The organism is Acinetobacter sp. Ver3 (assembly GCF_000632455.1).
GTDB lineage: Bacteria > Pseudomonadota > Gammaproteobacteria > Pseudomonadales > Moraxellaceae > Acinetobacter.
The window spans coordinates 18,320-37,559 of the sequence record NZ_JFYL01000026.1; the positions used below are offsets into that span (position 1 = coordinate 18,320).

Here is a 19,240-nt window from a genome sequence, read left to right on the forward strand (position 1 = left end):
AATTCAATTGCTTATTGATTTCGGTAAGCTTTTTCTCTCATTTGAGGAGTAGTCATGTCGCAGCGATCCCGAGTGCTGCCAGGATTTGGTCTATCTCTAGGCTTTACCCTAGCGTATTTATCTTTAATTGTGCTCATACCCTTGTCGGCTGTTTTTATTAAGTCTTTAGGTATTGGCTGGGAAGGTTTATGGGAGATTTTAAGCTCTGAGCGTATCTTAAAATCATTACAACTAAGTTTCAGTGCTGCACTTATTGCTGCCTTCATTAATGTGGTATTTGGCTTATTACTTGCTTGGTGTCTCGTGCGCTATAGTTTCCCTGGTAAACGAATTGTTGATGCATTGGTTGATTTACCCTTTGCGTTACCAACAGCTGTTGCTGGGATTGCATTAACATCTTTATATGCTCCGACAGGCTGGATTGGTCAATATCTTGAACCCTTAGGAATTAAAGTCGCTTATAGTCCTATTGGGATTACATTAGCCCTGATATTTATTGGCTTACCTTTTGTGGTTCGTACAGTACAACCTGTACTGAGTGACTTAGAGACTGAACTTGAAGAAGCAGCGTCAGCATTGGGTGCGAATCGACTGCAAATTGTAACCAAAGTGATTTTACCGATTCTTTTCCCTGCATTAATCACAGGATTTGCTCTCGCATTTGCCCGTGGCGTGGGTGAATATGGTTCGGTCATCTTTATCGCAGGTAACCAACCCTTCGAAACTGAAATTGCGCCATTAATGATTATTTCTCGATTGGAAGAATATGACTATGCAGGTGCAACGACGATCGCCGTTGTCATGCTCCTTATTTCATTCGCTATCTTGTTCTTGATTAACTTGTTACAAGCATGGGCGAGTCGTCGTACAGGGAGAACTGCACAATGAGTTTGAATACAAATAGCAATGCTCTAGCTGAAAAATTGCAATCTCGTGATGCGACGCGAGAACCGACTTGGGTTCGTTATACACTCATTGTCGTTGCCATGATTTTCTTCCTCAGTTGCTTAATCCTGCCTTTGATTTTAGTTTTTGTTGAAGCATTCAAACAGGGTATCGGCGTTTATGCGCAAGCTTTAGTTCATCCAGACACGTTGTCAGCTGTAAAGCTCACCTTACTAACAGCTGCAATTGCTGTACCGCTCAACGTAGTATTTGGTGTAGCGGCGGCTTGGTCTGTTGCGAAATTTAATTTCCGTGGTAAATCCATATTAACCACGATTATTGATATGCCTTTCTCAGTATCACCTGTAATCGCAGGTTTGATGTTGGTATTGATGTTTGGTACTCAAGGTTGGTTCGGCGGATGGCTGATGGATAACGACATTAAGATTCTATATGCCGTTCCAGCAATTGTACTAGCAACCATCTTTATTACAGTTCCTTTTGTGGCGCGTGAGCTCATTCCACTGATGGAAGCTCAAGGTACAGAAGAAGAGGAAGCGGCAATCGTTTTGGGTGCTTCAGGCTGGCAAACTTTTTGGAAAATCACGATTCCAAATATTAAATGGGGCTTGATATACGGGGTTATTCTTTGTAACGCACGTGCAATGGGTGAATTCGGGGCAGTCTCTGTAGTATCGGGTCATATTCGTGGAGAGACCAATACATTGCCACTGCATGTAGAGATTCTCTACAACGAATATACCTTTAGTGCAGCATTTGCTGTTTCATCCCTCTTGGCTTTATTGGCGATTGTGACATTGATTCTTAAAACATGGGTCGAAATTCGCCAAGAGAAATTAAGCAAACGTAATGAAGATTCTACAGTTTAAAGGAAGTATCCGATGAGTATTCAAGTTAAAAATATTGAAAAACACTTTGGTGCTTTCCATGCACTAAATAATATCTCCCTAGATTTTCCTGATGGTCAACTCGTTGCATTGTTAGGACCTTCAGGCTGCGGTAAAACGACTTTACTTCGCATTATTGCTGGTCTTGAATCTGCTGACAGCGGTCAAGTGATCCTTGAAGGTCAAGACTCAACGAATGTTCATGTTCGCGAACGTCAAGTCGGCTTCGTATTCCAACACTATGCTTTATTCCGTCATATGACAGTATTTGACAATATTGCTTTTGGTTTACGTGTTCGTCCACGTTCAACACGCCCTTCAGAATCTGAAATCAAAAAACGAGTTACACGACTACTGGATTTAGTTCAATTAGGATTCTTAGCAGATCGTTATCCAGCACAATTGTCTGGTGGACAGCGTCAACGTATTGCACTTGCACGTGCGCTTGCAGTTGAACCTCGTGTACTACTTCTGGATGAGCCATTTGGCGCACTTGATGCAAAAGTTCGTAAAGAGTTACGTCGCTGGCTGAGAACTTTACATGATGAACTCCACATCACCTCGATTTTTGTAACTCACGATCAAGAAGAAGCGCTTGAAGTTGCAGATCAAATCATTGTAATGAATAAAGGTAATGTTGAACAAATTGGCTCACCTCGTGAAGTTTATGAAAAACCAGCAACGCCTTTTGTATTTGACTTCTTAGGTCAAGCCAATAAGTTCGAAGGTCATAATCAAGCGGGAATCGTACAGATCGGAAATGATCGCATTCAACTGCCTTTAGCTAAAGATGCACCTGAAGGTAAAGTGATTGCCTTCATTCGACCAGATGAGTTCCAAATTCATGCTCAACCTACAGACAATGCAATTCAAGCAACGTTCTTACGTGAAGTTTGGATTGCAGGAAAAGTGGTTGCCGAACTTCAAGGTCAAGATGGCAATCTCATTGAAATTCTACTCACTCCAGATGAAGCTAAACTGCATCAATTCCGCCCAAATCAATCGGTTTGGTTAACGACTAATACATTGCACTTATTTGCACAAGAAAACGCATAAAAATGTGTAGATGGGGCTTTTATATAGCCCCATCATTTTAAAGGTAACAAAGACTATGAACTTTCAACAATTAAGAATTATTCGAGAAACCGTCAGACAAAATTTTAATTTAACGGAAGCTTCCGCTGCCCTTTACACGTCTCAATCAGGCGTAAGTAAGCATATTAAAGATTTAGAAGATGAATTAGGTGTTCAACTATTTATCCGAAAAGGTAAACGCTTATTAGGGTTAACTGAACCTGGTCAAGCTTTGCTCGGTATCGTAGAGCGCATGCTAGTCGATGCAGACAATATTAAAAGATTAGCCGATGATTTTAATCGTGTAGATGAAGGTACATTAACCATCGCAACCACTCATACTCAAGCGCGATATGTATTACCACCAATTGTAAATTCATTCAAAAAATTATTTCCCAAAGTTCATTTGATTTTGCAACAAGCAAGCCCAACTGAAATCACTGAAATGTTACTTTTAGGCGATGCAGATATTGGTATTGCTACTGAGAATCTGACTACTGAAGAAAACTTAGCAAGTGTCCCTTTTTATAACTGGAAACACAGTATTATTACGCCTCAAGGTCATCCACTTACTCAAATAGCAGCGCGAGAGATTAGCTTAGAACATTTGGCAGAGTATCCGATTATTACCTATCACGGTGGTTTTACGGGACGTTCAAAGATTGATAAAGCCTTTGAAGACTCAGGACTTGATGTTAATTTAGTGATGTCTGCGCTTGATGCTGATGTAATCAAAACTTATGTGGAATTAGGTATGGGTGTCGGAATTGTCAACGATGTAGCCTACGATACAGAACGAGATCATCGCTTAAAACAAATTGATACTGATTTATTCGGGGTGAATACCACTTGGATTGCTGTACGAAAAGGTCATTTGTTACGTGGATACGGTTACGAGTTTATTTCGCTATGTGCACCTAGTGCTGATATCAAAGCGTTAAAACGTGTGGCTTATCCTGAGGATTAATAAGCTACAAATAACAAAGGCGCCATAAGCGCCTTTGTTATTTGCTTTAACTTGCATAAAAAAACGAGACGAAGCTCGTTTTTAAATTTGATCTTACCAGTGGAAGCTCACACCCACTTTACCAACTGGAAGCCATTCGTATTTGTCATCGTTACGAATTTTATCTTCTTCGCGAGCAATATTATCCACTAGTGAACCACCTGTTGGATTGTTTGCTGCACCGCCACTTACTAATTCTAAATTAGCTTTTGGGTTACCAGAATAATAAGCACCTACTTCACCAAATACACCAATGTTTTTATTGATTTTAGGGGCAAAACCAAAACCTACATATGGAGCAAAGTCATTTTTGTATTCTTGTTTACCACGAATATGAGCACCATTCGTTCCAGCAACAAAGTCTGTATTATTTACGCTGAAGCCTTCTCCTGGTTTGACACGACGGTCAAGTTCATACTCATTATCAATATATGCAACACCTGCAGCCATATAAAGACCTTGAGCCCATGGATTTTCACTCGCACCCCAAGGACGAATTTCAGCATTTAAATACGCTAAATTGTTATCCATATCTAAATCATATTTTGATCCATTAATTGATAAATCATCAGACCAAGAGATATCACCACCGTTGTAACCTAAAGCAAGACCAACGTATGGGTTAGCAGTCCAAAGTAATGCACCACCGTAACCAGTTGTACCAACTTCAGCACGAACACCAGTAGGGATTAATTGATTAGCTTCAAATACATTACCTGTACGTACTACTTGAGTGTCCGCCATAGCGAAGCCTGAAACAGATAATGCTGTTGTAACAGCGAGTAATTTTAACACTTTCATTTTTTTCTCCTCAAAGAAATGAGTTGTTCTTTAATCATTAATGTGTTCGACTCGGAAGCATCTTAATGGAGATTTCAAAGCTGGTTAATATTCAAATTGATGCTTTTTTGTTATTTTTTGATACAATTTTGATTTAGTTGTTGTTTTATAAATAATTTGCACTTAAGTCTTTTATTAACTTTTATTAACATACTTATAAAGAATAGTCATTATTGTCGGACATTTTTTCAGGATTAATTGTAATTTTTATAATCAATTTAGTGTAAAATCTTTGAAATTTTTTTTGGAAGAGAAGATTATGTCTCAGCTTTCGTCAATCATCGAACAAGCGTTTGAAGATCGTGCAAACTTCACAGCTACAGATTGCCCTGCTGAAATTCGCCAAGCAGTCGAGGAAGCAATTGCTGGCTTAGATAATGGTTCATTACGTGTTGCTGAAAAGATTAATGGTGAATGGGTTGTTCATCAATGGTTAAAAAAAGCTGTTCTATTGTCATTCAAACTTAATGATAATAAACCAATCGAATCATGCGATCTCCAATTCTATGACAAAGTAGACACTAAATTTACAGGTTGGACTGAAGAGCAATTTAAAGCAGCTGGTGTACGTGTTGTACCGCCTGCAGTTGCACGCAAAGGTTCTTATCAAGCTAAGAATGTTGTACTTATGCCATCTTATGTCAACATTGGTGCTTATGTTGATGAAGGTACAATGGTTGATACATGGGCGACTGTAGGTTCATGTGCGCAAATTGGTAAAAATGTTCACCTTTCTGGTGGTGTTGGGATTGGCGGTGTACTTGAGCCTCTTCAAGCGAACCCTACGATCATTGAAGACAATTGTTTTATCGGTGCACGTTCTGAAATCGTTGAAGGTGTAATCGTTGAAGAAGGCTCAGTGATTTCAATGGGTGTTTACATTGGTCAATCAACTAAGATTTATGACCGTGAAACAGGTGAAATTCACTACGGTCGTGTTCCAGCAGGTTCAGTGGTAGTTTCTGGTAGCCTTCCTTCTAAATGCGGTAAATACAGCTTGTATGCTGCAATCATTGTGAAAAAAGTCGATGCTCAGACTCGTGCTAAAACAAGTTTGAACGACTTATTACGCGCTGACTAATTTTTTTATACTTTATAGTATTTGGAGTTACACTCCACATCTCTACGGTTAGTAATAATCGTAGAGATTTTTCTTTTATATAATCTCTATTTTAGTTTGGTTTTGTCGATATGAGTAATTTGCGATCTTCCGCTATTCCTGTTTCTGATCCGTCTGCGGGGTTACGTATTACGGAGATCTTCTATTCATTACAAGGTGAAGCCAACACTTCAGGCTTACCTACAGTGTTTATACGCTTAACAGGTTGTCCACTGCGTTGTACTTATTGTGATACCACCTACTCTTTTGAAGGCGGTGAACGTCAGTCTTTAGAGGATATTATCCAGACCACGCTTGATTTTAAAACACCTTATATTTGTGTTACTGGTGGTGAACCATTAGCCCAACCCAATGCATTACCGCTCATGGAGCGTCTAGCAGATTTAGGCTGTGAAGTTTCACTTGAAACGAGTGGAGCGCTAGATGTTTCAAAAGTGGATCGTAGAGTTTCTAAAGTCTTAGATTTAAAAACACCAACTTCAGGTGAAGACTCACGTAATTTAATGAGTAATTTAGACCATTTAACTCAACATGATCAGATTAAATTTGTCATATGCAATCGTGAAGATTATGAATGGTCTAAACAACAAGTGAGTCAATATGAATTGCACAAGCGTGTAAGTACAGTTTGGTTCTCACCTGCGTTTGCTGTAGAAAAAGGTGCTGCAAAGTTACCGCAACTTGCGCGTGATTTAGCACAATGGATCTTAAAGGATCACTTACCAGTTCGTTTCCAGCTTCAATTACATAAGTTGCTCTGGAATGACGAAACAGGTCGTTAAAACGTAAAAAATAGCTCAAATTAAAACAGTACAGCACTTTTCTGTACTGTTGTTTTAGACAAAATGATCTTTTAGTGTGCTGACACTTTAATGGTCGTGCCATTCAAATTAATCCCTTTTATTGAAATATCCCCAATCTTATTATTTATTGTTGATGCATCCCCAACGCCTACCCCCCATAACATGGCATTAAAACCATTTTGATCTCCAAGACGATTTATTTTGAGTTCCAGTCCATCTGTACGTATCGAACCTGCAACATCAAAATCAAGATTATTGATGCCAAAACGCCCTGGTTGAGTATTTTTTAAATTAATAAATTCTATTCCAAATGCGCCACCACCATCATGATCGTGGACTTTAAAGCCTTCTAAACGTAAACCATCTTTAAATATTCCATTGAGTTTTAAAAGACTGCCTTGAGGTGCTGAACCGAGCTGAATATTGGTTGAGAGGTTGGATACATAAAATTTCATATTATCCATAATTTTAACGGGGTCACTATAGCCTCGTCCTGTTGGACTAACTTGACCCGATTTACCCACCCAAATATCACCGGTATTAATAATAATATCTTCAGGAACAAATACACCTAAATTCAGAAAAGGCCCTGTAGTACTACTACCTCCTTGAGCATCGATTTTTAAGGTAATACTAATATCTGCCGAACCAGAAGAAAGTGATAATGGATTCTTACTACGTCCATTCGCTGTACCGAAAATTAAGGCACCTGCTTTTGTGTTTCCTTCGTTGTAATCTGGCCCGAATCCACTGTTATCGTGCCAAATCAAATCAGCTTGAATGGGTCCACCTGGTAAAAGGCTAATCGTAATACCATCTTGTGCTGCATATGTTGACAATTCTTGATCTGAAAGCTCTTCAAATGCAAAAGAATTTGTACTGATCAACGCAGCAGTGGTTAAAATTAAAGTATTAATTTGATTCATTTTCATTCCGTAAAAATTATTTTTGTAAGTTTTAATCAAGTATTTGTTAAATTATATTTAATATTTAAACAAAAACAACAACTGTTTAAACTTTATTCGACTCAAAAGAGTGTTTTATCTCATCTTCTAAAACGAACGTTTCACGTTCTTTATAATGATCTCATTTAGTTTTGTGACTTCTGCAGATCTATATATTCAAAAATTTATACCCCATTATTCTTTATATAATCAGTTATAATTCATTTTTTATTTACTTTAATTTTTTGGAGTTCTCCTATGCGCCCTCGTGCCATTGTATTGTTATCAGGTGGTTTAGACTCAACGACTTGCTTGGCTTGGGCGCAAGCACGCTATGAATGTATCGCTTTAAGTTTTATGTATGGTCAACGCTCAACAACTGAATTGGATGCTGCACGTAAACTGACACAACAAGCAGGCGTTGAACATCGCGTGATTAATATAGATTTGGGTAATTTAGGTGGTTCTGCATTAACTGATCATTCCATTGATGTTCCTGATCAAGAACAAGAAGGGATCCCTGTCACTTATGTTCCAGCACGTAATACGATTTTCCTGTCTTATGCACTTGCAGCAGCAGAAGTGTTTGACGCAGAAGCCATCGTAATTGGAATTAATGCGGTAGATTATTCGGGTTATCCAGATTGTCGACCACAATTTATTGAAGCATTTGCCAATATGGCAAGATTAGCGACAAAAGTAGGTGTGGAAGGAAAACCTCTTAAATTTGAAACACCTTTACTACAATTATCCAAAGCAAATATTATTCGCTTAGGCATCGAACATGGCGTAGACTACAGTCAAACGGTGTCATGCTATCAAGCAGATGACCAAGGACGAGCTTGTGGAAAATGCGACAGCTGTCGTTTGCGTAAACAAGGTTTTGCAGATGCTGGCGTTGAAGACCCAACTCGTTATATACCGTAATAACAGGGTGCCATATATGAAAAATTTAAAATCAAACATTATTCTTTCAGCCATTGTTTCTGCTGCAGCACTTTTCGGTTCTGCTGCTCAAGCAAATGAGCCGAATAATAAAATGCAGCAAGCCTATAAAAGTACTAACGTAAAATCTGCACTGATTAATGTTTGTAAGGAAGAAACTGCTAAAGGGAACAAGCTTTCTGCTGCTGAAGTCAGCAAATATTGTACATGTGCAATTGAAGCAGACGGCAAGCTCACTAATGCTCAAAAATGGGAAATCCAAAGCGCGATTAACCAAAAGAAAAGCCCTTCTACTTTAGCTATCGTGAAGAAACAGAACGCTGATCTTCAAGCATGCTTCGGCCCACAGTTAACGTCTAAGCTACAGTCGTTAACAGAGGAAGCAATGAAAGCAGCACAAGCTAAAAAATAATCGCAGTTAACATAAGATAGCCACCTCGTGTGGCTATTTTTTTTGAATTACCCTATAAATGTAGTGACAAATTTTGAGGAAAATATAATGTCTACGGAAACGATTAGTTTACCCAATCAAACATTCCCAACGACTACAGGTTCTGTGAATTTAACTGAGTTGAATACAGATTGGCTCATCATTTATTTTTATCCAAAAGATTCAACGCCTGGGTGTACAACGCAAGCTGTTGGTTTTTCATGTTTGAAAGATCAGTTTGATGCGCTTCATACCACTATTTTCGGTGTTTCTAGAGACTCAGTGAAAGCCCATCAAAACTTCACCGAAAAGCAATCTTTAACAATTGATTTGATTAGCGATAAAGAAGAAGTGCTTTGCCAACACTTTGATGTGATTAAAGAGAAAAATATGTATGGAAAAAAAGTGATGGGGATTGAGCGCTCAACTTTTATTTTTCATCAAGGCAAACTCGTTAAAGAATATCGTAAAGTCAAAGCTGCAGGGCATGCTGAACAAGTGCTTGAAGATTTAAAAGCTTTGCAAAACTAATAAAAAACCCACGATTGACGTGGGTTTCATCTATTTATAATTCTTTTTGACTACTATTAGAAATCAAAAGTTACACCAAGTTTATAAGTTCTTGATCCACCAATCAGCGCATAATTCGAATTAAAAGCACCTTCCCAATATTTTTTATCTGTAACGTTATCAACATTAGCTAAGAACGTCGTATTCACGCCACCAAGCTTGGTCTTATAACGTGCACCTAGATCAAGGACAGTATAATCTGGAAGTTCCAAGGTATTGGTATCATTTAAATACTGTTCGCTGACATAACTTGCTCTGGCATTTAAATTTAATCCTTCGAGTTGTGGGACATCATAATCCACCCCAAGCGTTGCGGTAAAATCAGGTACGCCAAAAACTTGATTTCCTTGATTCATTTGAGCTTTAGAATATTTTGCATCAATATAAGCCATACTTCCCATTAGGTTTAAATCTTCAGTAATCGCTCCAGAAAATGACCACTCAATGCCGCGTGATCGAGTTTCAGCACCATCTGTTGTAATTTGATTAATTGTTACGCCATTTTCTGTATAAGGTTCAATCGACTTGCTCATCGTGCTTGGTTTTTCAATTTGATAGAGTGCCAGCGTATTCAGCCAAGTTCCATGCTGATGTTTTGCACCTAACTCATATTGCTTCGTCACAAACGGCGCAAAAGTGACTTTATCGTTTGCATCATTGACATTATCAACGGTCGATCCTTCTGATAACCCTTCTACATAGCTTGCATATAGTGACAAGTCTTCACCAAAAGGTTTAACGACGATCCCTAAACTTGGTGAAATACGGTCTTCTTGGTAATTTTTTTTGGTCTGTAAATTATTCGTTTCAATATCTTGATAACGAGCGCCTACAATCAATTGAAGCTGATCATTCAATAATGAAATTTGATCAGTCAATGTATAACTGATGTACTTATTATCTGCTAAAGGTGCAATTTCTGGACGCTGTAAAGGCATATTGCCTTCTTTACTTGGGTCATAAAGATTGGTGTTAAAATCTACAGGAGGAGCTCCACGTCCTTTGTGTTGATCCGATTTTTTATTTAAATAATCTGCACGCAATCCAACATTATGCTGTATTCCTGCAGTATCAAATTTTCCTTCAACCCCAATGTGTGCTGTTTTATTTTTTTCATTTGCACCCACTCGGTAATATTGGGAAGAGGCATCGCCGTCCTCATTCTTTACGATCATTCGTGTACCGAATAAATGACCATCATATGATTTTTCAGCATATCCTAGACCAGCAAAGGTTTTCAAATTAGGAGAAAATTGATATTCACCTGATAAGCCAGCAAATTTACTGTCAGAATTCCCTTCTAACCACGGAAAATAGTTTTGGTCACCTTTAGGCGGTGCAATGACTTTGTTAACTGTATCTTTTCCACCCAGTGCGACCATTGTCGGTGACCCACCATCGCGATTTTGCTTAATAGCATAACTATCAAAATTAATTTTAAGTTTATCCGTGGTGTAATCCGCAGCGATGGAACCAAGAATAAGGCGATCATTCATATCATTAATGATATGTTCGCCATCACCATATGCACCATTGACCCGAACACCAAACTCACGGTTTGCACCAAATCGTCTTGAGACATCAACACCTGATTGATAGTAGCCGCCATCTTGGTATTGTGTGTTTAGTCTTGTGATGTCTTGGTCAGCGCGTTTAGAGTTGGCAATGACCACACCACCAACGCCTCCATTCGGTGCCATACCAGCGACAATTGCATTTGGTCCTTTCAAAACTGTCACTGATTCTAAAAATTCAGTCGGCACTTTTCCGTATGGTGCAACACCATAAAATCCGTTGTAGTTCATATCCTCATGATTTAAGTCAAAACCACGAATTTTGAAGTTTTCGTTTAAATGACCTTGATTTGTCGTTAGTCGAATACTGGCATCATTTTTTAAAACATCACCTACGGTGGATGCCTGTCTTTCTCGTATTAATTGCCCCTCATATTGCGTTACAGTAAATGGTGTATCGATTAATTTTTTTTCACCTAAAGCACCCAACTTAGATACATTGCTTAATTTTCCATCTGCATAAGCATTTATCGCTTCAGCTTGTGTTGTAATCGTAGGAAGTTGGTTTTGATCATTTGCCCATGTGATAGTCGCTATACCGCCACTCATCATAAGAACACTTACAGATTGAGAGAGTAATTTGATACTGTAATTTTTCATTTTCGGAACAATTAAGAATAATGAGAATCATTATTATATGATTCTCATTATTATCTTTATGTGAGTTTTTGTTCATTAAATGTTGTCATCTAATCGACGTACAAGCTTTAGAGGAACTCATTTAATCAATATTCATATAATTAAGTGATAGGCGATGTACCACATGATTAGAGCAATCAAAATATCCAAGACTTGCCATGCGCGGGGATTGTGAAAGTAAGCTGATAGATATTGCGCACCAAAACCCAAACTAAAGAAAAATAACCATGATGCCGTGATCGCACCGATAGCAAACGATAATAAGTGATCTTCAAATTGCGTCGATATTGCGCCTACAAGCACGACAGTATCTAGATACACATGGGGATTCAGCCATGTGAATGCCAAGCAAACGAGAATAATTTTAAACCATGAAACAGCCGTATGATGATCAAGACACATCGATTTTTTGGTCGAAAATGCTTGATAAAAATGATGTAAACCATATACCACTAGAAATATAGCCCCACCCCATTGTGCATATGTCATCACTTGTGGATGGCCTGAGATAAACTGCCCAAATCCAAATACACCAGCCAAAATTAAAAGTGAGTCTGAAAAGGCGCAAATGAGGCAAATAGACAGAACATATTCTTTTTTTAAGCCCTGTTTAAGGACAAAAGCATTCTGAGCGCCTATCGCCATAATCAAACTTAAACTCGTTACAAAGCCATTAAACAGTACGGATAAAGACATAAAACACCTAATATTTATCATTAGGCGGATTATGAACAATTCAATCTTAAATTGAGTATTATTAAATTAATATTAAGTTCATTAAGTTTTTCTAAATCATGATTTTCAATTATAAAGACTGTGTCGCGTTTATCACCGTGGCGGAAACTGGAAGTTTTGATCTGGCTGCTAAAAAGCTTTGTCTCTCTGCGGCTGCAATTACTCTTCGAATCCAACAATTGGAACGGCAGATTGGGCAAACATTAATCCTGAGAGAACGACCTTGTCGTGTGACACATTCAGGTGAAATATTGCTTGAACATTTATTAAGGCAAAAGCGTCAAGAAGAAAATGTTCTGCAGCTTATTCAGGGAAAAAGTCAAAATTCTGAGTTTTATAAAATTATCATTGGAACGAATGCAGATTCATTAGAAACTTGGCTTTTGCCTGCGATTGCTGAAAAGTTAATAGAGCATAAAATCACAATACAACTTCGAATAGATGATCAGGATCATACGCATCAATTAATGGAATCGGGCTATGTAAATGCATGTATAAGCGCTGAATCCCAACCCATGACAGGTTGCCACTCAGAATTTTTGTTCACGATGCGTTATCAAATGGTGTGTACGCCAGAATTCAAAATAACATGGTTTAAAAACGGACTAAATCGCGATTCCTTTCGCCGTGCGCCTGCGGTCATCTTTAATGATAAAGATCATTTACATGAAACCGTTCTACTGAATCAATTTGGATTACCGCAATCTAGTTATCCATATCATTATGTCCCCTCTTCTAAGTCATTTGTCGATGCAATCCAACTCGGCTTAGGCTATGGCATGGTGCCTGAACTGCAAATTCAAGACTTACTCGACCAAGGACTATTGATTTGTTTGTTGCCTGAGGCAACACAAGACGTTGATCTATATTGGCATCATTGGAAACAGCAGTCCCCACAACTCAAACATATTACTGACATACTCATGACATTAAAAAAGCAGTGAGTGAATCACTGCTTTCTTTTCATCGATTTAGTTGGCTTTCCACTGCCCTTCAAGCTTGATATTCACTTTTTCGCCAATTCCACCAATCGCTTTGCGCATACCGAAATCACTACGATTGATGACTGTTGTAGATTGTACATTCAACACATTTGGATTCGATGCATTTGGAGTTAAAGTTGTATCAAATGAAACTGGGCGTGTCACACCACGCATGGTGAGTTGACCATCAAATTTGTATTTATTATTTCCTAAAGCACGAATTTGATTACTTTGAAAGGTCACAGTTTTATATTTGCTTGCATGAAAGAAACTGTCACCAAAGACCATATCCTTTAAAGAGTTTTTGCTCAGTTTAAGGCTATTCACATCCATCACAAATTTAGCTGAACCTTGATTAGGCTGTGCCGGATCAAAATTCATCTGTGATTGATACTTTTGAAACTGCCCATTTACAATCGACATTCCTGCAGATCGGATATCAAAGCTGATCTTACTGCTAGGTGATAGTGTCCATGTTTGCGCTTGAGCAAAAACAGAAGCAGATAACAGCACTGTGGCCAAACTCATTTGTGTAATAGTACGCACGATTTCCCTCGGTTTTCTTGTGTTAAACACAATCATTCAATTGATGCACTCAAACTTGTACTGTCTTGACGTTGGTATTTAGTTTTCAGTTGTTGGTAAATTTCTGAATTTTGAAACGCTTGTAAAAATTGAATAGTTCCGTGGGGAAGTTCTTTTTCCATAATTTCCCCCCGATAGTATGCTTCGCGAAGTGGTGTTGCAGAAATTGCACCTTTTAAACTATCGAGTTCCAACATCTCCCATTCTGGGAAAAATTTTAGATAATAGGATGAGTCATCTTTAAAGTGACCGATTAAGCCAACTTGATCATTTGGCTGTACTACACTCGCCACTAAAGATTTGACCAATTTTTGCCATTTTTCATCATTATAAACATCAATGACGTGTACAAATTTGATTCTTGCCTGTTGATCAGGAGAAAAGTTAGACAAAATCATCTGTTCACGTTCAATGGCTAAAAATGGATTTTTTATATTCCGCTCTAATTGAGCAGAACCAAGCGCTAAAATAGCGTTCTGGCTATGCGTTAGCGCAATTTTAATGGTTTCCATATGTGCCAAATGAAAAGGCTGAAAACGTCCGATATAAACCAAATAATTAAATTTATAATTCATCGCCAAGTCACGTTTATGAACTGATCAGTTATGTCACTCTTCGCCAGAATACGACATAATAGATTTCATAAAATCTATATCAATTGAAAGCAAGGATAGTACGATGTCATTAAGTTGTATTCAACAACCTCATGAGCATTTAAATGCAAAATTAGAAGATGGTGTGCTGACCTTGGCGATTAATCGTCCTAAAGCCAAAAATGCATTATACGGCGAATTATACCTCTGGATCGCCAAAGCCCTTGATGAAGCAGACAAAGATCAAGCTGTTCGTGTGGTCATTTTACGTGGCGAAGATGCGGATTTCAGTGCTGGTAATGATATGCAAGACTTCATGAAATCTGCGGCGATGAAAGATCAAATTCGTCCAGAAGATGGTCCTCCTTTTGTGCTTTTAAAATCTGCTGCTAAATTTTCTAAACCCTTGATTGCTGCGGTACGTGGTGTCGCAATTGGTATTGGCGTAACGATCTTATTGCATTGTGACTTAGTTTATGCAGATAACACTGCTTTGTTCCAAATTCCATTTGTAAGCTTAGGTCTTTCACCTGAAGGCGCATCTAGTAAATTACTAGCACGCCAAGCAGGTCATGTGAAAGCAGCAGAACTTTTATTAACTGCTGATAAATTCGACAGTGAAAAAGCATTGGCTGCAAACTTGATCAACAGTATTGAATCTGACGTTTATGCAACTGCTGCTCAAAAAGCCACTCAACTGGCTTCACTACCACTTGCTTCTCTCGTGCAATCTAAAGCCTTAATGAAACATGATGTTGATGAAATCGTGTCCTGGATTGATCATGAAGCAGTAATCTTTATGGGGCGCGTCGGCTCGCCAGAAATGATGGAAGCTGTACAAGCTTTTATGCAAAAACGTAAACCTGATTTCACACAATTTAATTAAGTTAAAAGACCCGAGTCTCACGACTCGGTGAATACTCTCTATCTAAGGAATGGATCATGACGACTGAAAAAAAACGCTACTACGAACCTGCACCACAAGGCATTGATGTTGAAAATTTCAAAAAGGTCGTGACCAGTCGTCGATCTGTTCGGAAGTTTACAGAAAAACCTATACCGTCTGATATCCTCGATCAATGTTTAGATTTAGCACTGTTGGCCCCTAATTCATCCAACTTACAACCTTGGACTTTTTATGTTGTCCAAAATCCTGAAAAAAAACAAAAGATTGTAAAAGCGTGTCTAAATCAATGGGCTGCGCGCACAGCGGCTGAATTGATTGTCTGTGTCGCACGTACAGATCGAATTAATGAAATGGCAAAACTGAATATTCAAGAATTTCCATTTCCTGAGATTCCTCCACTCGTCAAAAAATATTACACCTATATTCCACTGAATTATAAAACGGGTTACTTAAATGCAATTGGTAACTTTAAGAAAGTAACTTTCAAAGTAGCACGTACTTTTGACAAACAAATGCCTGTTACCGCTTTTACACCTGCGGATGCCAAACTTTGGGCAGCGAAGACAACTGCTTTAGCCTGCGAAAATCTTGTGCTCGCACTCAGAGCTTATGGATTCGACAGTTGTATGATGGAAGGTTTTGACGAACCTTTAGTATGTAAAACATTGGGGCTCAATACTAAAGAGTTTCCAATTATGGTCATTGGTGCGGGAGAGCGTGCTGAAGATGGTGTGTTCTTCCCACAATACCGTTTCGATCGAGACTTATTTATTCAAAAAGTTTAAATGTAATATCACACATTTTTGATGACTTATTTTTCGTGTTGACACTTCAAACAATTGCTTACTGTTTGTAGTGTCAATTTTTTTATTTTATCTCGATTTATATTTTTGATTGTATTTTTCCAAAAATGATTTTAAGCCAAAATATTAATTGAGAATAAGATGAAAATTAAACTTCCCTCAAGCATTGTTAAACATATAGATCATTCAGCTCTAGTAAATGGTCAAGCTTTTGATCCAAACACTGCGATACACACACCTGTCGGGAAATATACCTGTGTACACTACGGGATCATGATTCCTAATCTACCTGCCCCATTCAACTTCTTAAATATGATTGTGGTTGCAGGACAACCTCTCGTTAAAATATTCAGAAATTCTCATTTAATAAAAACTTCAGATTTAGATACCGCAAATCTATTAATTGGTACTGCTGCAACGCAGCCTAATTTATTTTCTGGATATAGTATACAGCATGAATGTTTACTGGCGACTAATGGTCAATATCTCAAATTCGGTAATGACTTAGTTATAGAGGCTAACTACCCAGAAATTAAAGCAACTCGCCAAGGTCATACTTTCAATTATGAACTTGAATTAAAAGCGACTGATAAAATCGCACATTTCGTTAAACTTGCAGGAAGCATGTATGAACATTGGTCACTGCTTTGTGAGTACCAAGGATATTTAGAACTCGATGGGCAGAAAACTCAGGTTCAAGGTCTATGCACCTTCGAATATGCACGTGGTGTCAATATCAACATTCCCATTCGTTTTTTTACTTATCAAATCTTAAATATTAATAACCACACTCAAGTCTTATTTGTGGACACTCATGGTCCAATGGGCTTAGTTTTGCAAAGTCGTGTTTATGTTCGTTCTTTAGATCATCATGGAGGAATATACGAACGAGGGCTTAAATCTGTCGTGCATGAATATGAGCCTGAACCTGTAACTACACCAAATGGCATTAAAATGCGTTTACCTCGAGTCTTTGAATGGCAAGTGAATGATGATCAAGGCAATCTTTTGATTTCTATTTATGGTAAGGCCAATGGCGACTTTAAATATGGTATGGCTGGAGGTTATGCAGGTAGTTACCAATATGAAGGTCAATTCAAAGGTCAGCATATTCAGGGTCGAGGTTATATTGAGTATATTGATCCTATAAGCAATTAAGCGCTTCAAAATAAACTTTCAATCATTAAGCCTCATGAGATGAGGCTTTGACATCTAAAGACATGTTCATTCATTCAAATTATTTCTAAACTCATTTCAACATTATAATTTCAGCATTTTAAACTGAGGATAGAGCATCCTTAGTTTTTCCAATGCATGACTTGAGTCTTGAATATCGGTATGAGCGCAAGAAAAAATAAAATCAGAACCGATGCTGGTATTTTTCCAAGCATGGTATACGAGACACTGCAAAATATGGGCGTTGATGTGGATTTAATATTTTCGCAATTAAATGCGTTACAACATCCAATCGACTATCCTCAACGCGATTTAAGATATGACAATCGTGTTCAAAAAAAATTCTGGGAACTCACAGAAGTTATTACGCAAAATTCCAATATTGGTTTAACTGTCGTTCACCATCTACCCACTTTTCGTGGTCAACTTTTTGAATACATTTTTTTAAGTAGTGCAAATTTTGGCGATGCATTAAAAATAGCAATGAAATACTATCAATTTTTCACTACAGGATTGGATATTGAACTTCACATAGAAGATGACACCGTTACCCTAAAAGGTTTTCATCACCCTGTCCGTCATTATTTAGAATGCACGATTACCATTGTTTTATCTTTTTTTGATTATATCAGTCAGGGAAAGTTTCAAGCACAAGAAATTTGGCTCAGCTATGACAATACAGAATTTCAGGACTTATATCATGAGCTATGGCATTGCCCAGTTTATTTTAATCAGCCTCATGGTTGTATAAAATTCAAAGCAGAAATTCTAGAATATGCCTCTCCGTCTGCTCAGCCTGATTTATTTCTGTTACATCAAGCTATCATTGAGAAGCACATTGAACTTGTAGATAAACATGAACTAGTCATTCAAATTGAAGAGGCTTTAGGCGAACAACTAAAATTAAGACAATTCGCTCTAGAAGATATCGCACGAATTCTTAAACTCTCCCCGCGTAAAATCCAAATTTCACTCAAAGATATTGGAACGAATTACGAGAATGTTCTATCGTCATTCAGACAAAAACTTGCTCGTCAGTTACTAGCGAAAACCGCACTCAAACATGATGAAATAGTCTATTTAACAGGATTTTCAGAGCCATCAGCTTTTTCTCGAGCCTTCAAATATTGGACAGGAGAATCCCCATCCTCATATCGTCACCGCATGCAAAATTCAACCGATCATGGGTCAATAGAAATAATGTGTAAGAATTCAAAAGCTGGTTCTTCATAAGGATGACTCGCTTTTAATGCACGTGCCACTTCTATGGCTTTATCTTCAGGCACAATAGTTTCTACACGCCATTCTTCAACTTGTTCAAGCTCTCCGACTTGACCTATAAAAGGTTGAGCCGCATTGATGGGTTTGAATTGACCTAAGCCCTTGACCTGCCAAGCACATTGCTCATAATCACCAATTCCGCCTGCACCTGCTTCAAATACTGCCTGCTTCGTTAACTCTAGATGTGATTCTGGTACAAAATAGATCAGTTTAAGCATGAATAACCTCTTCCGCGCTTTTCACCTCTGTTGTCATTTGCATAAGGGCTTCAGTAATCATTTTCAATGCAATATTGTTTGAATGACGATGATAATTCGCATATAGACCAAGCTGTGGTAATTGCTCATCTGTTTTCACAATTTTGATATTATGATTTAAAAACTTCAGGAGGTATTCGGGAGCAAAACTAAATCCCATTCCCAAATTAATCAGATTGATA

The 19,240-nt window shown here is 38.1% G+C and carries 21 protein-coding genes and 1 pseudogene; 14 read left to right on the top strand and 8 right to left on the bottom strand.

What is annotated here, in order from left to right:
• The first annotated feature begins 54 nt into the window (after positions 1-54).
• The 4 genes from cysT to CL42_RS08635 are packed head-to-tail and all read left to right on the top strand — an operon-like array spanning position 55 to position 3,834.
• Positions 55-888, top strand: a complete 834-nt coding sequence (gene cysT / locus CL42_RS08620; RefSeq protein WP_035267202.1) for a sulfate ABC transporter permease subunit CysT — start codon at positions 55-57, stop codon at positions 886-888.
• The gene (gene cysW / locus CL42_RS08625; RefSeq protein ID WP_035267204.1) at positions 885-1,775 is read left to right on the top strand and encodes a sulfate ABC transporter permease subunit CysW; all 891 of its coding nucleotides are present in this window, start codon (positions 885-887) and stop codon (positions 1,773-1,775) included. Before cysT ends, cysW begins: the two co-directional genes overlap by 4 nt.
• Positions 1,776-1,787: 12 nt before the next feature.
• The gene (locus tag CL42_RS08630; protein WP_035267206.1) at positions 1,788-2,849 is read left to right on the top strand and encodes a sulfate/molybdate ABC transporter ATP-binding protein; all 1,062 of its coding nucleotides are present in this window, start codon (positions 1,788-1,790) and stop codon (positions 2,847-2,849) included.
• Between the two features lie 55 nt (positions 2,850-2,904).
• Entirely contained in the window at positions 2,905-3,834 is a 930-nt protein-coding gene (locus CL42_RS08635; protein ID WP_035267208.1) for a CysB family HTH-type transcriptional regulator, read from the top strand.
• Between the two features lie 93 nt (positions 3,835-3,927).
• Here CL42_RS08635 and carO read toward each other — a convergent pair whose 3' ends face one another.
• On the bottom strand, positions 3,928-4,674 hold the full coding sequence (gene carO, locus CL42_RS08640; RefSeq protein ID WP_035267210.1) for an ornithine uptake porin CarO: 747 nt from the start codon (positions 4,672-4,674) through the stop codon (positions 3,928-3,930).
• Positions 4,675-4,972: 298 nt separating this feature from the next.
• Between carO and dapD the strand changes: the two genes are divergently transcribed.
• Complete coding sequence (gene dapD, locus CL42_RS08645; RefSeq protein WP_035267212.1) at positions 4,973-5,794, top strand: 2,3,4,5-tetrahydropyridine-2,6-dicarboxylate N-succinyltransferase; 822 nt, start codon at positions 4,973-4,975, stop codon at positions 5,792-5,794.
• Between the two features lie 110 nt (positions 5,795-5,904).
• Positions 5,905-6,615 carry a 7-carboxy-7-deazaguanine synthase QueE gene (queE, locus tag CL42_RS08650; RefSeq protein ID WP_035267214.1) on the top strand — a complete coding sequence of 237 codons (711 nt, stop codon included), beginning with the start codon at positions 5,905-5,907 and terminating at the stop codon, positions 6,613-6,615.
• A 71-nt stretch (positions 6,616-6,686) separates the two neighbouring features.
• On the opposite strand, the gene CL42_RS08655 is transcribed toward queE, so the two are convergent.
• Entirely contained in the window at positions 6,687-7,562 is an 876-nt protein-coding gene (locus tag CL42_RS08655; RefSeq protein ID WP_035267215.1) for a hypothetical protein, read from the bottom strand.
• Between the two features lie 276 nt (positions 7,563-7,838).
• Between CL42_RS08655 and queC the strand changes: the two genes are divergently transcribed.
• The 3 genes from queC (at position 7,839) to CL42_RS08670 (ending at position 9,486) form a co-directional block, all read left to right on the top strand.
• Positions 7,839-8,507: a 7-cyano-7-deazaguanine synthase QueC gene (gene queC / locus CL42_RS08660; protein WP_035267217.1), complete on the top strand. Its 669-nt coding sequence runs from the start codon at positions 7,839-7,841 to the stop codon at positions 8,505-8,507.
• Positions 8,508-8,523: 16 nt separating this feature from the next.
• Complete coding sequence (locus CL42_RS08665) at positions 8,524-8,937, top strand: hypothetical protein (RefSeq protein ID WP_035267219.1); 414 nt, start codon at positions 8,524-8,526, stop codon at positions 8,935-8,937.
• An 87-nt stretch (positions 8,938-9,024) separates the two neighbouring features.
• On the top strand, positions 9,025-9,486 hold the full coding sequence (locus CL42_RS08670; RefSeq protein WP_035267221.1) for a peroxiredoxin: 462 nt from the start codon (positions 9,025-9,027) through the stop codon (positions 9,484-9,486).
• 56 nt (positions 9,487-9,542) lie between these two features.
• Here CL42_RS08670 and CL42_RS08675 read toward each other — a convergent pair whose 3' ends face one another.
• A complete protein-coding gene (locus CL42_RS08675; RefSeq protein WP_035267227.1) occupies positions 9,543-11,699 on the bottom strand; it encodes a TonB-dependent receptor in 2,157 nt (718 codons plus the stop codon).
• A 132-nt stretch (positions 11,700-11,831) separates the two neighbouring features.
• Positions 11,832-12,434, bottom strand: coding sequence for a LysE/ArgO family amino acid transporter (locus CL42_RS08680; RefSeq protein ID WP_035267228.1), 603 nt, complete (start codon positions 12,432-12,434; stop codon positions 11,832-11,834).
• A gap of 101 nt (positions 12,435-12,535) precedes the next feature.
• On the opposite strand from CL42_RS08680, the gene CL42_RS08685 reads away from it, so the two are divergent.
• On the top strand, positions 12,536-13,417 hold the full coding sequence (locus CL42_RS08685; RefSeq protein WP_035267242.1) for a LysR family transcriptional regulator ArgP: 882 nt from the start codon (positions 12,536-12,538) through the stop codon (positions 13,415-13,417).
• A 27-nt stretch (positions 13,418-13,444) separates the two neighbouring features.
• Here CL42_RS08685 and CL42_RS08690 read toward each other — a convergent pair whose 3' ends face one another.
• Entirely contained in the window at positions 13,445-14,002 is a 558-nt protein-coding gene (locus CL42_RS08690) for a YceI family protein (RefSeq protein ID WP_416202017.1), read from the bottom strand.
• A gap of 32 nt (positions 14,003-14,034) precedes the next feature.
• Positions 14,035-14,616 carry a nicotinate-nicotinamide nucleotide adenylyltransferase gene (locus CL42_RS08695; RefSeq protein ID WP_035267229.1) on the bottom strand — a complete coding sequence of 194 codons (582 nt, stop codon included), beginning with the start codon at positions 14,614-14,616 and terminating at the stop codon, positions 14,035-14,037.
• 103 nt (positions 14,617-14,719) lie between these two features.
• On the opposite strand from CL42_RS08695, the gene CL42_RS08700 reads away from it, so the two are divergent.
• The 4 genes from CL42_RS08700 to CL42_RS08715 all read left to right on the top strand — a co-directional run bounded on the left by CL42_RS08700 (position 14,720) and on the right by CL42_RS08715 (position 18,753).
• Positions 14,720-15,520, top strand: a complete 801-nt coding sequence (locus CL42_RS08700) for an enoyl-CoA hydratase-related protein (RefSeq protein WP_035267231.1) — start codon at positions 14,720-14,722, stop codon at positions 15,518-15,520.
• Between the two features lie 56 nt (positions 15,521-15,576).
• Entirely contained in the window at positions 15,577-16,326 is a 750-nt protein-coding gene (locus CL42_RS08705; protein WP_035267233.1) for a nitroreductase family protein, read from the top strand.
• Between the two features lie 159 nt (positions 16,327-16,485).
• Complete coding sequence (locus CL42_RS08710; protein ID WP_035267236.1) at positions 16,486-17,502, top strand: DUF6670 family protein; 1,017 nt, start codon at positions 16,486-16,488, stop codon at positions 17,500-17,502.
• Positions 17,503-17,670: 168 nt separating this feature from the next.
• Positions 17,671-18,753: a helix-turn-helix domain-containing protein gene (locus tag CL42_RS08715; RefSeq protein ID WP_228133247.1), complete on the top strand. Its 1,083-nt coding sequence runs from the start codon at positions 17,671-17,673 to the stop codon at positions 18,751-18,753.
• Here CL42_RS08715 and CL42_RS08720 read toward each other — a convergent pair.
• On the bottom strand, positions 18,702-19,019 hold the full coding sequence (locus tag CL42_RS08720) for an NGG1p interacting factor 3 protein, NIF3 (protein ID WP_035267237.1): 318 nt from the start codon (positions 19,017-19,019) through the stop codon (positions 18,702-18,704). The genes CL42_RS08715 and CL42_RS08720 overlap by 52 nt on opposite strands.
• Positions 19,012-19,240: pseudogene (locus CL42_RS17260) on the bottom strand (hypothetical protein); the annotation flags it as partial. The pseudogene CL42_RS17260 and the gene CL42_RS08720, both read right to left, overlap by 8 nt.

Bases quoted from the DNA above. Each gene is read 5' to 3' on its own strand.
- CL42_RS08665 (WP_035267219.1), top strand. From the start codon at position 8,524: ATGAAAAATTTAAAATCAAACATTATTCTTTCAGCCATTGTTTCTGCT.
- CL42_RS08710 (WP_035267236.1), top strand. From the start codon at position 16,486: ATGAAAATTAAACTTCCCTCAAGCATTGTTAAACATATAGATCATTCA.
- cysT (WP_035267202.1), top strand. From the start codon at position 55: ATGTCGCAGCGATCCCGAGTGCTGCCAGGATTTGGTCTATCTCTAGGC.
- dapD (WP_035267212.1), top strand. From the start codon at position 4,973: ATGTCTCAGCTTTCGTCAATCATCGAACAAGCGTTTGAAGATCGTGCA.
- CL42_RS08630 (WP_035267206.1), top strand. From the start codon at position 1,788: ATGAGTATTCAAGTTAAAAATATTGAAAAACACTTTGGTGCTTTCCAT.
- carO (WP_035267210.1), bottom strand. From the start codon at position 4,674: ATGAAAGTGTTAAAATTACTCGCTGTTACAACAGCATTATCTGTTTCA.
- CL42_RS08680 (WP_035267228.1), bottom strand. From the start codon at position 12,434: ATGTCTTTATCCGTACTGTTTAATGGCTTTGTAACGAGTTTAAGTTTG.
- queE (WP_035267214.1), top strand. From the start codon at position 5,905: ATGAGTAATTTGCGATCTTCCGCTATTCCTGTTTCTGATCCGTCTGCG.
- CL42_RS08655 (WP_035267215.1), bottom strand. From the start codon at position 7,562: ATGAATCAAATTAATACTTTAATTTTAACCACTGCTGCGTTGATCAGT.
- CL42_RS08720 (WP_035267237.1), bottom strand. From the start codon at position 19,019: ATGCTTAAACTGATCTATTTTGTACCAGAATCACATCTAGAGTTAACG.
- CL42_RS08670 (WP_035267221.1), top strand. From the start codon at position 9,025: ATGTCTACGGAAACGATTAGTTTACCCAATCAAACATTCCCAACGACT.
- CL42_RS08705 (WP_035267233.1), top strand. From the start codon at position 15,577: ATGACGACTGAAAAAAAACGCTACTACGAACCTGCACCACAAGGCATT.
- CL42_RS08635 (WP_035267208.1), top strand. From the start codon at position 2,905: ATGAACTTTCAACAATTAAGAATTATTCGAGAAACCGTCAGACAAAAT.
- CL42_RS08700 (WP_035267231.1), top strand. From the start codon at position 14,720: ATGTCATTAAGTTGTATTCAACAACCTCATGAGCATTTAAATGCAAAA.
- queC (WP_035267217.1), top strand. From the start codon at position 7,839: ATGCGCCCTCGTGCCATTGTATTGTTATCAGGTGGTTTAGACTCAACG.
- CL42_RS08675 (WP_035267227.1), bottom strand. From the start codon at position 11,699: ATGAAAAATTACAGTATCAAATTACTCTCTCAATCTGTAAGTGTTCTT.
- cysW (WP_035267204.1), top strand. From the start codon at position 885: ATGAGTTTGAATACAAATAGCAATGCTCTAGCTGAAAAATTGCAATCT.
- CL42_RS08695 (WP_035267229.1), bottom strand. From the start codon at position 14,616: ATGAATTATAAATTTAATTATTTGGTTTATATCGGACGTTTTCAGCCT.